This window comes from Streptomyces asoensis, from assembly GCF_013085465.1.
Classification (GTDB): domain Bacteria; phylum Actinomycetota; class Actinomycetes; order Streptomycetales; family Streptomycetaceae; genus Streptomyces; species Streptomyces cacaoi_A.
In genome coordinates this window covers 1243554-1256363 of the sequence record NZ_CP049838.1, presented here as the reverse complement: position 1 = coordinate 1256363, position 12810 = coordinate 1243554, and the positions used below count along the sequence as shown (strand labels likewise).

Annotated in this window: 11 protein-coding genes; 2 read left to right on the top strand and 9 right to left on the bottom strand. The window is 70.2% G+C overall.

The window, feature by feature from the left end; translation table 11 throughout:
• Nucleotides 1–5: 5 nt before the first annotated feature.
• The 5 genes from G9272_RS05795 to G9272_RS05775 form a co-directional block, all read right to left on the bottom strand.
• Nucleotides 6–1958, bottom strand: coding sequence for a glycoside hydrolase family 9 protein (locus G9272_RS05795; RefSeq protein WP_171395522.1), 1953 nt, complete (start codon nucleotides 1956–1958; stop codon nucleotides 6–8).
• Nucleotides 1955–3316, bottom strand: coding sequence for a sensor histidine kinase (locus tag G9272_RS05790; protein ID WP_253267724.1), 1362 nt, complete (start codon nucleotides 3314–3316; stop codon nucleotides 1955–1957). Before G9272_RS05790 ends, G9272_RS05795 begins: the two co-directional genes overlap by 4 nt.
• Before the next feature lie 23 nt (nucleotides 3317–3339).
• Nucleotides 3340–4011 carry a winged helix-turn-helix domain-containing protein gene (locus G9272_RS05785; RefSeq protein WP_171395521.1) on the bottom strand — a complete coding sequence of 224 codons (672 nt, stop codon included), beginning with the start codon at nucleotides 4009–4011 and terminating at the stop codon, nucleotides 3340–3342.
• 292 nt (nucleotides 4012–4303) lie between these two features.
• Nucleotides 4304–5143 (bottom strand): SDR family NAD(P)-dependent oxidoreductase, encoded by an 840-nt coding sequence (locus G9272_RS05780; protein WP_171395520.1) that lies wholly within the window; start codon nucleotides 5141–5143, stop codon nucleotides 4304–4306.
• A gap of 449 nt (nucleotides 5144–5592) precedes the next feature.
• Nucleotides 5593–6438: a helix-turn-helix transcriptional regulator gene (locus G9272_RS05775; protein ID WP_171395519.1), complete on the bottom strand. Its 846-nt coding sequence runs from the start codon at nucleotides 6436–6438 to the stop codon at nucleotides 5593–5595.
• A gap of 253 nt (nucleotides 6439–6691) precedes the next feature.
• Between G9272_RS05775 and G9272_RS05770 the strand changes: the two genes are divergently transcribed.
• Nucleotides 6692–7594 (top strand): helix-turn-helix transcriptional regulator, encoded by a 903-nt coding sequence (locus G9272_RS05770; RefSeq protein ID WP_171395518.1) that lies wholly within the window; start codon nucleotides 6692–6694, stop codon nucleotides 7592–7594.
• Between the two features lie 428 nt (nucleotides 7595–8022).
• Here the strand turns inward: G9272_RS05770 and G9272_RS05765 are convergent, their stop codons facing one another.
• From G9272_RS05765 to G9272_RS05755, 3 genes are read right to left on the bottom strand one after another with little or no spacing between them, the layout of a single operon-like run.
• On the bottom strand, nucleotides 8023–8715 hold the full coding sequence (locus G9272_RS05765) for a response regulator (RefSeq protein ID WP_253267723.1): 693 nt from the start codon (nucleotides 8713–8715) through the stop codon (nucleotides 8023–8025).
• A gap of 4 nt (nucleotides 8716–8719) precedes the next feature.
• Complete coding sequence (locus G9272_RS05760; RefSeq protein ID WP_171395516.1) at nucleotides 8720–9991, bottom strand: sensor histidine kinase; 1272 nt, start codon at nucleotides 9989–9991, stop codon at nucleotides 8720–8722.
• A gap of 49 nt (nucleotides 9992–10040) precedes the next feature.
• On the bottom strand, nucleotides 10041–10919 hold the full coding sequence (locus tag G9272_RS05755; RefSeq protein WP_171395515.1) for a CPBP family intramembrane glutamic endopeptidase: 879 nt from the start codon (nucleotides 10917–10919) through the stop codon (nucleotides 10041–10043).
• A gap of 154 nt (nucleotides 10920–11073) precedes the next feature.
• Here G9272_RS05755 and G9272_RS05750 point away from each other — a divergent pair, with 154 nt between their 5' ends.
• Nucleotides 11074–11676 carry a TetR/AcrR family transcriptional regulator gene (locus G9272_RS05750; RefSeq protein WP_253267722.1) on the top strand — a complete coding sequence of 201 codons (603 nt, stop codon included), beginning with the start codon at nucleotides 11074–11076 and terminating at the stop codon, nucleotides 11674–11676.
• Between the two features lie 30 nt (nucleotides 11677–11706).
• Here the strand turns inward: G9272_RS05750 and G9272_RS05745 are convergent, their stop codons facing one another.
• On the bottom strand, nucleotides 11707–12744 hold the full coding sequence (locus G9272_RS05745; RefSeq protein WP_253267721.1) for an SMP-30/gluconolactonase/LRE family protein: 1038 nt from the start codon (nucleotides 12742–12744) through the stop codon (nucleotides 11707–11709).
• Between the last annotated feature and the right edge of the window lie 66 nt (nucleotides 12745–12810).

Sequence of the window (12810 nt, the reverse complement as noted above, 5' to 3'; positions counted from 1 at the left end):
CAGGACTACTGGCCTTCGCCTCCTTCGCCTCCTTCGCCCTGCGCGGTCAGGGCGAAGGCCAGCAGTGCCGTCGTCGTGAAGTCCAGTGCGGGCTCCACTGTCTGCCAGGCGCCCACGTCGTCGACGTACCGCGCGCCCTTGCCGTCGAAGTCGGTCCAGGCCCCTGTCGGCGGGGCAGCAGCGCACTTCTTCATGGTCGGGAAACTGTTCAACTCCTCCAGCTTCGCAGCGGCGTTGGGGCCGTTGACCACAGCGCCCCGCAGGATGGCGCCCTTTCCGTCGTGGCTGCCCCTGAGGTTGGCGAGCTGGTGTTCCGGGCAGTGCGGGTAGACCTCACCCGCACCGATGACGAAGCTGGTTCCCCAGGGGTTGGCGCCGAGGGCCCAGCCTCGCTGCCGGCCGGCGAAGGTCGCATAGCGGGTGTCCCCGGTGGCCTTGGCATAGAGGCGGGCGGTGGCCACCAGCCCGAAGGTGTGCGGTACGGCGTCGAAGTCGTCGTAGACGGCGCCGGCTCCGAACGGGTCGTGCTCGGCGCGGGCGACACCGTCCTCCAGCTGGCGGCGCAGGTCCTCGTAGAGCTCCTCGGCCCCGATGCCGTTCGTCCGGGTGCCGGCCAGGACGGTGGTCAGGTCTACGTGGGCCAGGGCGCTGACGTCCGCGACGTCGAGGGTGCCCTTGACGTCGGAGTCCAGATAGTCACCGGCCCATCCGGCTGCGGCGTCGGCCCAGTCGTCCTCCCGGTCATCCCCGAGTTCCCGTGCGGCCAGGGCCAGTTCGGCGCCGCCGAACTCCATGTCGTCCTGCCACGAGTCCTCGGGATAGAAGGTGTCCGGGAACGCGGTGACGAGCTGCTCGTCGGGGTCGTGGCCGGTGTCCGCCAGGTCGTAGACGGCGGCGGCCTTGTCCAGCCAGTCCTGGGCCTCCTCCGGGGCCGTGTCGGCCGCGCGCTGTGCGGCGAGGGCGAAGACCGCGGCCACGCGGCCCGCCAGATTTGGGCTGATCGGCTCGCCCGGGTCGGCCGCGCGGAACACCGGCCGGTGCTTGATCGTGTAGTCCGGGTCACCGGGGGACACATCGAGTCGGTCGTCGGCCTCCGGAAGTCGCCACACGTCGTGATCCGTCCGTACGGCGTCGTTGCCCGCGCCGATGCCGACCTGGGCGTAGAGCGTCTCGCTGTCCCCGTCCCACATCTTGTCGATCCAGTCCAGCCCGTGCGAAGCCTCGTCGGAGAGCTCCGTCGCGTTCGGCAGGTCGCGCTGGGCGAAGAGGAGTTCGGCGACCGAGTAGGAGGTGGTGCCGGTGAACTTGAGGAAGTCGCCGGCGTCGAACCAGCCGCCCGAGACGTCGACCTGGTCGCCGGTCGGGGTCAGCTGCTCGTCGAGCAGCTCGTTGCCCTCCTCGTCGTATTCCGGGTCGGCGTACACGGTCGCGTTCTCGTCGGCCAGATGCGAAGGTCCGTGCCGCAGGGCACCGGGAAGCACGTCGGCGCCGTCGCGCTGCGCCTGTAGGAAGCGGACGTTGTCACGGACGAGCGGGGTCATCAGCTCGTCGGCGTCGGCGATCCGGAAGGCGGGGGAGCGGCCGGCCGCGGTCCCGGTCAGGACGATGCGGTAGGTGCCGGGGGTGTTCAGCGCGGAGAGGTCGACGGTGCGCACCGAGGGGTACTTGGCGTTCCAGCGGCCGGTGGCGGCTCCGAGCCTCCCCGCCGCGACCATCTTGTCCTTGGCGTCGACGACTGTGAAGCGCGCTTCCGCGAGAACCGCAGAGGGCCCCATGACGTACGCCTGCTTCTCCTCGCCGCGCACATAGCCGACCTGGTCGACCCGGATGGCCACCATGGTCGAGGCAGACGTGGTGTCGCCGCCGTAGGGCAGGCCGTGCAGGGTCACGGCGAGGAGCAGGGTGCCAAGTCCCGCGGTGGTGGCGACCAGCAGCCACGGTTTGCGCAGAGGGTTCATGCGCCCACGGTGCCGGGGCGTTCATGAGATGAGGATGAGGACGTCCGGGCCGCCGGTTCCGCCGGCAGCCGGAGCTCGGCGATCAAGCCGCCGCCGGGAGCGTCCGCGAGATGAGCGGTGCCGTGATGCAGCTCGGCGACCCAGCGGACGATGGCGAGCCCCGCCCCCGTTCCCGCTCCCGCCCCCGTTCCCGCTCCCGCCCCCGTTCCCGCGACCGCTCCCGTTCCCGTTCCCGAGGCAGTTTCGGACTCCCCGGTGACTCCCCGGGCGAAGACCCGCTCCCGGTCCGCGAGCGGCACCCCGGCCCCGTGGTCGCGGACCGTGACCAGGCCCGGTGCGACGGTGACCTCCACAGGCGCCCCGGCCGGGCCACCGTGCCGCTGGGCGTTCTCCACCAGGTTCCGTACCGCCTGAGCCAGCAGATCCGGATCCCCGAGCACCACCACCGGCTGGGAGCTCACCGTGACGCCCTCATGGTCAGGCAGCTCCTCGACCGTGGTCTCCACCAGCTGGTCGAGGCGCAGAGGCACCAGCTCCGCCCGCTGCGCACCGGCCTCCACGCGGGCCCTGGCGAGCAGCCCGGTGACCAGCCGGCTCAGCCGGTCCACCAGCCGTAGGGCCTCGTCGGAAGAACCGGAAGAACCACCCCGCTCCACCACGAGCCGCAACGTCGCCAGCGGCGTACGCAGCTCGTGCGCCGCTTCCGCCAGGAACTGCTCCTGCTGCCCCAGCCCGCGCAGGGCGGGACGCATGGCCCGGCCGGACAGCAGGTGGCCGACGGCCGCCGCGCAGCAGACGAGAGCCGTGCAGCCGAGCGCCAGCCAGCGCACGAGGACGTCGTGATCGCGTTCGCTGCGCGCCAGCTCCGTGCCGACCAGTACGGCCGCACCGATCCGGTCGTCGTCCCAGACCGATGCCGCCGCCCACCTCAGCCGCCCGCCGTCCGTGGAAGGGGCGCTGACCAGGACGGTGTCCTGTTCTTCCAGGACGCTCCGCCAGATCTCGTCGAGCCGGTCCTGATCGGGCAGCGCCGAGCGCGCGGGAACGACGTTCCGAACCGACGGCGATTCTCCCGGCGCCGCGTGCAGGACGGCCAACACCTGTGCGCCCTGCGCGAGTTCGTCTTCGCGCAGCGGCTCCAGGTGCAGCGTCCCCGCGTCGAACCAGACCGCCCGCGAAAGGCCGACGGCGCGGTTGCCGACCTCGTGGTCGAGGCCGGACCGGCGGGATCCGGCATCGATGCGGATGGCGACAGTGGCGAGTACGACGAGACAGGCGGCGGTCGTCGAGGCGAACAGGAGGGTCATCAACCGGCGGGTGCGCCGCAGTCGGGCCACGGCGGGTGAAAGGGAGGACATGGAGGACGCGGCGTCCCGGCGGATCACGCCTGCGCCTCGTCGCCCAGTCGGTAGCCGACGCCGCGCACCGTCCCGATCGGATCGGGCGGCCCGAGCCGCCGTCGCAGCTGCCCGATCAGGACGTCCACCACGTTGGACATCGGCTCGCTCGCCTCGTCCCAGCAGCTCTCGATCAGCTCGGTGCGCGTGACGACCTCACCCGCGCGCAGCATCAGCAGCTCAAGGACCGCGAACTCCTTGGCCGACAGGCTGAGCAGCACCCCGGCCCTCGACACACGGCGCCGTGGAAGATCGACCTCCAGATCACCCGCCCGCAGGACCGGTAGCCGCGCGGGCTGCTCCCTGCGGCACAACGCCCGTACCCGTACGACCAGTTCGGCGAAGGCGAAGGGCTTGACCAGGTAGTCGTCCGCCCCGTGCTCGAAGCCGGCCACCCGGTCGCTCACCGCGTCCAGTGCCGTCAGCAGCAGAAAGGGCAGCGCCGATCCCGTCCGCCGATGTGCGGCGAGCAGCGTGAGTGAGTCGCCGTCCGGAACCGAGCGGTCGGCCACGACACAGTCGTAGCTGTTGACGGAGAGCTTGAGATCCGCTTCGGCCAGCGTCCGCGCAAGGTCCACCGCGAACCCCGCATCACGTAGCTGAGCAGCGACGACGGGCCCCAGCTCGGGATCGTCCTCCAAGACCAATACGCGCATGGCCCGGAGCTTAGACGGTGTGGGTGCCGGGGCCCGGTGATCCACAAGGCCCCGGCGGCGTGCACGCGGCCACCCGGAACGACCACGGTGGCACCGAGTTCGGCGATGCCCATGCCGCTGGAGGCGCCTGAGACGACGGCGAGACGGCCGGCCAGGGAGCGCCGGTGAGCAGGGCAGCAGACATCACAGAACCTCAACCTCTTTGACCGGAAGGTTCGTTCGGAAGACTTCGGGAGGTGGGGAGAGCCGGGTGGGTGCGGGCGCCCGGATGCGTCGGGCGCCCGGCGGTGCGTCAGGCGGCGTCGTTGTGCGCGGTGGCGGCGGACTTCTCGCGCCACGGGGCGAGATCCTCCTGCACCTGCTGGTACTTGACGTCGAGCCGCTCAAGGGTGTCGCGCCCGAGGTAGAGGTGCGTGGGCAGCTTCTCGGTGGAGGCGACCTCGACGATGAGGGCGGCGCCCTTGACGGGGTCGCCGAGCTGGGCGTGGTTGGCCCGGTCGATCCAGTCCAGCGTCACGTGCGCGGGGGTGTCGTCGTAGGCGGCGATGCGATCCGCGGCGACCGACAAGGAGCCGGCGTCGAGGAAGTCGGTGCGGAACACACCGGGCTCGACGACCATCGACTGGATCCCGAACGGCGCCATCTCGACGGAGAGCGCCTCGCTGATGCCGGCGACGGCGAACTTCGACGCGCAGTAGAGGCTGACACCGGGCTCGCCCTCGAAACCGGAGCGGGAACCGATGTGCACCAGCCGGCCCGATCCCTGCTTGCGCATGACGGGCAGTACGGCGCGGGTGACGTTGATCAGGCCGAAGACGTTGAGGTCGAACAGCGACCGGGCCTCCGCGTCGGTGATCTCCTCCAGCGCGCCGAGCAAGCCGCGGCCGGCGTTGTTCACCAGCACGTCGATGCCGCCGAACCGGTCCACGGCGGCCTCGACCGCTTGCGGGATGCTGTCGTTGTCCGTGACGTCCAGGGCGACCGCGAAAACCTTGTCCGAGTTCTTCAGATCGTCCGGCACCCGCTCCGGATTCCGTACGGCGACCACGACATTGTCACCCCCTGTCAGAGCGGCACGGGCGATTTCCGCACCGATTCCACGGGAGGCGCCGGTGACAAACCACGTAGCCATGGGGAAAACCTCTTTCGTCGCTTCCCCTTTCGGGGATTTCCTGTTGACGTGTTCGAGTGTGCCCGTCCGCTACGAAGCCATGAAGGCTGCGCTTTTCCTGGGAGTCCCACACCCAGGAAGACGAGGCGTACGTCCGGGCGAAGCACCACAGGCTGAGCAGCGGCTCCAATGAGCCAAGGACCATCGGTCACGGCAGCAGCGGCCCCTTGGTCCATGGGTTGCGCCGGCCTGGAACCTTGACCGGAGTCCGTAGGCAGCCTGCTGCTGCAAAGTGGTGCCGGAAGCCGAGGCCCGCGGAGAGCGCAGCCCACTGCCCCACCAGATCAACCGCAGGGAGAAACCGGGGATGGGGGACAGCTGGTTTTCGATCCGCCGGAATCGAGCCAGGTATGTCTTTCCAGCGCTTTCCTGGAAGGAATTCCCGATGCCGCCGAGAGGAATACCCAGTATCAGCCTTCGGGTGCGCTGATGGAGCCCAGCAGGGCCAGTCCGTCGGCGGAGGGGGAGCCCGGCTCGGCCTGGAGGATGACGAGTTGCTGGCCCGGGGTGCTGCGGATGGTGAGGGCCTCGTGCCGCAACTCCAGGTCTCCCACGACAGAGTGGTTGACCTGCTTGACATCGTAGGGCGGGACCCGGGTGTACTCGCGTGCCCACAGGGAGCGGAACTCGCCGCTGCGCACCGACAGTTCACCGACGATCTCCAGGACGCGGGGATCCTCCGGAGTGCTTGCGGCGGTCTGCTGAAGGTCGGCGACCGCACGATGCCGGGCCCGCTCCGCGTTCTGGTAGAACGACTTCGCCGCGGGGTCCAGGAAGAGCATGCGCAGCACGTTGTCGTGCTGGGCGAAGTCACGGTAGAGAGCGTCGGCCAGTGCGTTGGTGGCCAGCAGGTCCTGGGCGTGGCCGATGATGAAGGCCGGCGTCCTGGTCCAGCTTTCGATCAGTTGCCGCAGGTGCGGGCGGACTCGCTCGACCCGGACCGGGGACTTCGTGCGGCGGGCTGCCGGCCGGGCCAGCCGGAAGAGTTCCCGCTTGTCCTCTTCCTCGAGGTGCAGTGCGCGGGCGATGGCCTCCAGCACCCGGAGCGAGGGGCTGAGTTCACGGCTCTGCTCGAGTCGGCCGTAGTAGCTCAGGCTGACACCCGCGAGCGTCGCGACCTCGTCACGCCGCAAGCCGGGCACCCTTCGGCGGCCTGCGCCGGGCAGTCCTGCCGCGGCAGGGCTGAGGCGTTCTCTGCGGGAGCGGAGGAACTGACCCAGCCCTCCAACCGAGTCAGGGTGTGTGTCGTTGTCCATGCTGCCAAGGCTAGGCGGAGAACGCCGGGAAGAGTTCTGCCGACGGTGGGTGCATTACACCCAGGATTGCGGTCCCCCGGGGGCGCGCTCTCAGCTGCCCCTGCCGACAGCCGGGCCTCCGCAGCGAGTCACGGAGGACCGGCAAACCCGGTCGAGCAAGGCGGACAATTACCCTGCGTGGAAGATGCGTCATTTTGTGTTGCATTATGCGACCGATACCTTTCATCGGCTGAGAACCATCTAGTCTTGCCGCATGAGCAATGGGACACCTTTGGGTGATTTCCTCAGAGCCCGCCGAGAAGCCTTGAAGCCACACGACGTCGGTCTGCCCGAACACGGGCGACGCCGGGTGCCGGGACTGCGCAGAGAGGAAGTCGCGCTGCTCGCCGGAGTCAGCTCCGACTACTACATCAGGTTGGAACAGGGACGCGAGAACAGCCCGTCTCCGCAGGTCCTCGACGCCGTGGCGCAGGCTCTCAAACTGGACGCGGAGGCCACAGACCATCTCAACCGCCTCTGCCTCACCGCCTCGCAACGCCCGCGCGACCGGGGCGAGACGGACGTCAGCCAGCAGTTGTTGCAGTTGATGGACGGATGGGATCACACTCCGGCCTTCGTCGTCGGCCCGGCCCTCGACATCATGGCGGCCAACTCCCTCGCCACGGCTCTCCATATCGGGTTCGACCAGTTCGACAACCTCGCCCGCATGGTGTTCGTCGACCCGGCAGGGCGCGAGTTCTACCAGGAATGGGAGCGAGCCGCGCACTCCTGTGTCGCCGAAATCAGGGCCGCCTACGGACACGACCCCGAATCGGTCCGCATCGCCGAAGTCGTGGCGGAACTGTCCGCCCAGAGCGAGGAGTTCGCCGGGATCTGGCAGCTGCACGACGTCAAGAGCAAGTCCCAGGAAGGCAAGCACCTCAAACACCCCCAGGTCGGAGACCTGCACATCAAATTCGCGGCTTTCACGGTCAACGGGGCCCCGCACCAGCAACTGGTGGTCTATCAAGCCGAACCGGCCGGCCCGACGGCGGCCGCCTTCGAGACGCTGAGGGCCACGGCCACTCAGCCGAATCACGCCCAGCCGAATCGCGCCCAGCCGAATCAGGCCCAGGCGGCTGCGCCCGTGGCCGGTCTCGCCGTCAACGAGCAGTAGCGGCGAACATGAGCATGTGAGCCCGGATGGAGGCTGGTCCTGTCGCACCCAGGAACAACGCGGCCTTTGGAACACGAGGACCCCGTCCGGTGCGGAACCGAGGAAGAGGCGAAGCAGGGCCTGTGCATCGCCCACCGGACACTGCAACCCTCATCGGCGCGTAGGCAATCGTGGAACGGTGCGTCCCGGTCCCCGGAACGAAGCCGTGGGACCTGCCGTGACCGCCTTCGTCAAGAAGCCATCGAATGACGACAGGCAGGACAGATGTCCAATGAACCCCAGCTTTGCGGGGCCTGTTCGCGACCAGCAGTCGGGCTCACCGCCGCAGATCAACCGATGGATCGGCGCTGAGCCGGTGCCGGTGGCTGTGGCTGTGGCTGTGCTTCGCGGGTGCGGGTGCGGGTGGGGTGCCGGTCCGGCCCGCCGGTTCACGGTGTGCCGGACGCCAGTCCGAGCCGGTAGGCGAGGACGACCGCCTGGACCCGGTCGCGCAGGGCGAGTTTGGCCAGGATCCGCGAGACATAGGTCTTGACCGTCTCGGGGGTGATGTACAGCTCCGCCGCAATCTCCGCGTTCGACAACCCCTCGGCCATCTGCCGGAGCACCTCCAGTTCGCGGGGCGTCAGCGCGCGTACGACGTCCTCTCTGGCCGGCCGGGAGGACTCGGCCGGGCGTAGGTGCTCGGCGTAGTGGCCGATGAGGTGGCGGGTGACGGCGGGCGCCAGCAGGGCCTCGCCCCGGGCGACGGTCCGGATGCCGTTCACCAGCTCCGCGGGCGGCGCGTCCTTGAGGAGGAAGCCGCTGGCTCCGGCGCGCAGCGCGTCGTAGACATGGGCGTCGACGTTGAACGTCGTGACGACCAGCACCTTCGGCGGTTCCCCGGCGCCGGGGCCGGCCAGTTGCCGGGTCGCCTGGATGCCGTCGAGCAGGGGCATCCGGATGTCCATCACGACCACGTCGGGGCGCAGCCGCCGCGCGGCTTCCACCGCCGCGTGCCCGTTCTCGGCCTCGCCGACGACCTCCATGTCGGGCTGGGCCGAGAAGATGGTGACGTAGCCGGTCCGCACCAGTTCCTGGTCGTCGCAGACGAGCACACGGATCGGTGGTGGCGCATCGCTCACGGGGTCACTCCTGAACGGGCTCGGGCTCGGACGGAATCGTGGCACGGACCTCGAACCCGCCCCCGGGCCGGGGTCCGGCCTCCAGTTCACCATCGAGCATCCGCACCCGGGCACGCAGCCCGGCCAGCCCTCGTCCGCCCTCGGGGCCCGGCTCGCGGGTGGCCGGTACGGCCGCCGGCGAGGTGACGGGGGCGGGGCCGTCGGTGGTCACCCCGATCTCGACGCGATCCTCGCCGTGCCGGACCAGGACCCATGTCGGCTGCCCGGTCGCGTACTTCATCGCGTTGGTGAGCGCTTCCTGTACCACCCGGTACGCGGCCAGCTCCACGTCCACGCTCCGGGGCCGCCGCTCGCCCCGCTCGCTGAGCTTTACCGGCTGACCCGACCTGCGGGCCTGCTCGACGAGGTCTCCCACCCGGCCGAGGGCGGGTCCCCGGCTCCCGTGCGAGGAGCCTTCATGGGCGGGGCCGTCGGTCGCGGACCCGGCGGTCGTGGACTCGCCGGTCGCCTCCAGCACCCCGAGCAGATACCGCAGCTCCGTCAGGGCCCGGCGGCCGGTGTCGCTGACGGAGGCCATGCCCGTAGCGGCCCGTTCCGGCGCGGACGTGATCAGGAACTGCGCCGCGTCCGCCTGCACCACCATGGCCGTCACATGGTGGGTGACCACGTCGTGCAGCTCCCGGGCGATCCGCGCCCGCTCGGCGGCAGTGGCCACCTCGGCGGCCAGCCGCCGCCGTTCCGCCTCTTCCCCGCGCCGCTTTCGCACACCGCTCCCCGCCAACCGGACCGCGGCCAGCACCAGATAGAACGCGAGATAGTCCGTCACGTCCTGTGGGGAGCCGAGCCGGTGCAGGACGACGGCCAGCGCCACATACCCCGCACTCGCCACGCCCGCCAGACCCTGGCGGAAGCGGACCTGGTGGGCTCCGGACGAGTACAGCGCCAGATACAGCCCCATGCTGCCGAACGTCGTCGCGAAACCCAGCGCCTGGTGCACGGCGAACGCGACGGCGACGACAGCCAGACAGCCCGCGGGCCAGCGACGGCGGGCCGCCAACGGCAGGGTCTGCGCCAGGATCAGTCCGAGGGCCGGCGCGTTCGCCGGCCGCTCGGGCAGATCGCCGATCTGCGCCCCGATGGCCGACAGGGTCGGCACGAAGGCCAGCAGGGTAAGCGCCAGGGCGAGGACACCATCCTTGAGGAAGGCGTCCTGCTCCTTCCACCGTTCGAGCGGTATCCGCAACCACGCTGTCCGCAAAAGGCCCTGATGGAACATCGCTTGCCTCTTCCTCCAATGAGCCGCTGTCCCGTGAGTCGGCCCCGTCTCAGTGCTGGACGAGACGCCGGGGCCGCAGACGGCCGCTCCGGCCGGCGAGGACGAACATCGGGACGGTGAGCAGCACACCGATGAGGACGGGCACGATCGACGTCTCCAGACCGAAGGTGCCGCCGCTGAGCAGGGCAGAGCCGTGGGTGTCGACCGTGAACAGACCCTTGGGAGTGTGTCCGGAGACCGGGATGCCGAGCAGTTGCTCGGCGGTGTTCCAGGCGAAGTGCAGACCCGTGACGAACCAGATGTTACGCCGCCACAGGAACGCGACGCCGAGCATCACACCGGCCTCCAGGGCGATGGCGAGCGCGCTCCACACGCCGGCTCCCGGAGCACCCAGGTGGGCGACGCCGAAGAACAGCCCGGTGATCACGATGGCAGCCCGGCTGCCCCACCGCTGTTCCAGAGCCTGGAGGGCGAAACCGCGGAACATCAGCTCCTCGGTGACCGCGGCGCCGGCCTGCACCATCGCCGCGGACCAGACGACGGAGAAGAAGCCGTTGCCCGCCCAGGAGAACGAGTAGCCTCCGAACACCGTGATCAGGAGGGCGGAGACCAGGACGAAGCCCAGGCCGACCGCACCGCCGCGCAGCGCCTCCTGGCCGGCTCCCTGCCGGGCGATCTCCGGCGTGGAGCGTCCCGCGACCCGGCGCATCACCACCCAGTACACGGCGACCGCGGCGACCGCGCCCAGAACCGGCACCGGCCCGGGGCCGGTCGCGGTCAGCCCCGAGACCAGGCCCACACCCACCATGCCCGTCAGCATCCAGCCGAGCGGAGCGCGGACGATCAGGCCGAGACGACCACTCCGGCCGCCACCGTCCTCGTCCGGGCGGGACCCTGCGTCGTGCTGTTCGGCGGACGGCGTGCTCATCGTGACCTCCCTGTGGCAACGGCCACTCCGACGGCGACCGACCTGACGGCCACGCTAGAAATCCGCCGGCATCCGCGAATCACCCGCGCAGGGACGGTCCGGGTAGCTCTCACGGGGGATGCGCCGCGCCTGCCGGCCGGTTCGGTCGGCCTGTTTGAGCGGAGCAGCAGGAGCAGCACGTACGAGCACGAGGGACATCGCGCGGACGGCCATCCAGTCCGAGCTCGCCAAGGTGGCCTTCGACCTGTTCCGCCGTGAGGGGTTCGAGAAAGTCACCGTCAATGACCTGGCCGCGGCCTCCGGCGTGTCCCGCAGTACCTTCCTGCGCTATTTCGGCAGCAAGGAGGACGCAGTGCTGGGCGCCGTCGACGGGCAGGGCGAGCAAGTCGCCGATGCGGTACGTGCCCGGCCCGCCGGCGAGGACGACCGGACGGCCCTTCGGCGCGCGTTGGACACCGTCACCGAGTCCTACCGCCAGGCCCCGGACGGCGCCCTCGCGATGTCTCGCCTGATCATGGAGACTCCCGCACTGGGCGCCCGCACCCTGGAGAAGCAGAACGGCTGGCGCCCCGTCATCGCCCAGGCCCTCGCCGAACGCGGCGATCCCTCGCGACCCACGGCCCTGGGCCCGCTGGTACGCGCCGCCGCCGCGGTGGACTGCCTGAACATCGCCGTCAACCACTGGACCGCCTCCGACGGCCACCTCGACCTCGACGATCTGCTCGACGAGGCCTTCGCCGCACTCGCACCGCGATAGGTACGACACGGATACCGGGCTGCGGCAGGTTCAGGCGGTCGGGCCGCAGTTCAGTGCGGCGGGGTCGATCGTTCCGCGCTGCACCTTCGCGTCGTGGGGCTCGATGAGACCGGCGTTGGTGATGTAGAGCCGGTTTCCGCGTACCGCCGTGGAGGTGGGGGAAGCGAGGCCGTCCGAGGCGCTCAGGACGGTCTCGGTGGTCCCGTCGGGGTGGACGACCGCGATCTGGTTGACGCCGTTCTGCGCGGCGAACACCACATCGGAGCGGTCGCTGAGGAAGTTGAAGTCGTCGACGCCGGTGAGGCTGCTGGTGACGGTGTGGATCCGGCCGGGGGCGCCGGTGGCGGTGACCGGGATCCGCAGCAGGGTGCCCTTCGCGAGGTTGGAGACCCAGACGGCGCCCTTGTGGAAGCGGAGCCCGTTCGCCCCGAGGGGTACGGGTGCGGACGGGTCTGCCGCGAGGGCGGGGCCGGTCAGCCAGGCGGTCGCCGTTCCGCCGGAGGACGGGACGGTCCAGACGGTGGCCTTGTTGCTGTCGGCCGCGTACAGGGTGCGTCCGGTGGAGTCGAGGGCCAGGCCGTTGGGGAGTCCGTCGGTGGGCAGGGCGGCGATCCGGCGCGGGGTGCCGCCGGGAGGCAGCTTCCATATGCCGGCCCGGGAGGCGTTGGAGGAGGCCACGTTGTAGTAGATGTTGCCGTTGCGGTCGCGGGTGTTGCCGGTGAACGTGTCGCCCTGCTGCCCGGCGACGATCACCTTGCCGCGCCCGGACGGGTCGATCCGCACCAGTGCCGGACGCTTGCCCGCCACGCTGCCCAGCATGGAGATGGTCAGCGAGCTGTCCGGGTTGACGGTGATGTTCTCAGGGGAGTCGCCGGAGGTGAAGTCGATGGTGGCGAGGGTCTTCACGTTGGTGACGACCGGCTTGTGGGACGTCTGTCCCGTCGTCGCGGACGCGTGGGGGGCCGAGACGAGAACGGCCGCCGTCGCGGCGATCGCCGCCGCGAGCCTGAACCGCTTCTTCAGGGGGAGGACGGCGGGGACTGCTGTGGAGATTTCCATGTGGTTCATCGCACTTTTCTCGAAGGGGCGCAGATGTGGCTGCGCGTGAGGCGGGACATGAGGGACGGGGGCGGG

Coding starts and splice junctions, on each gene's coding strand:
- G9272_RS05755 (WP_171395515.1), bottom strand. CDS start 10,919: ATGAGCACGCCGTCCGCCGAACAGCACGACGCAGGGTCCCGCCCGGAC.
- G9272_RS05795 (WP_171395522.1), bottom strand. CDS start 1,958: ATGAACCCTCTGCGCAAACCGTGGCTGCTGGTCGCCACCACCGCGGGA.
- G9272_RS05790 (WP_253267724.1), bottom strand. CDS start 3,316: ATGTCCTCCCTTTCACCCGCCGTGGCCCGACTGCGGCGCACCCGCCGG.
- G9272_RS05785 (WP_171395521.1), bottom strand. CDS start 4,011: ATGCGCGTATTGGTCTTGGAGGACGATCCCGAGCTGGGGCCCGTCGTC.
- G9272_RS05780 (WP_171395520.1), bottom strand. CDS start 5,143: ATGGCTACGTGGTTTGTCACCGGCGCCTCCCGTGGAATCGGTGCGGAA.
- G9272_RS05745 (WP_253267721.1), bottom strand. CDS start 12,744: ATGAACCACATGGAAATCTCCACAGCAGTCCCCGCCGTCCTCCCCCTG.
- G9272_RS05760 (WP_171395516.1), bottom strand. CDS start 9,991: ATGTTCCATCAGGGCCTTTTGCGGACAGCGTGGTTGCGGATACCGCTC.
- G9272_RS05770 (WP_171395518.1), top strand. CDS start 6,692: ATGAGCAATGGGACACCTTTGGGTGATTTCCTCAGAGCCCGCCGAGAA.
- G9272_RS05775 (WP_171395519.1), bottom strand. CDS start 6,438: ATGGACAACGACACACACCCTGACTCGGTTGGAGGGCTGGGTCAGTTC.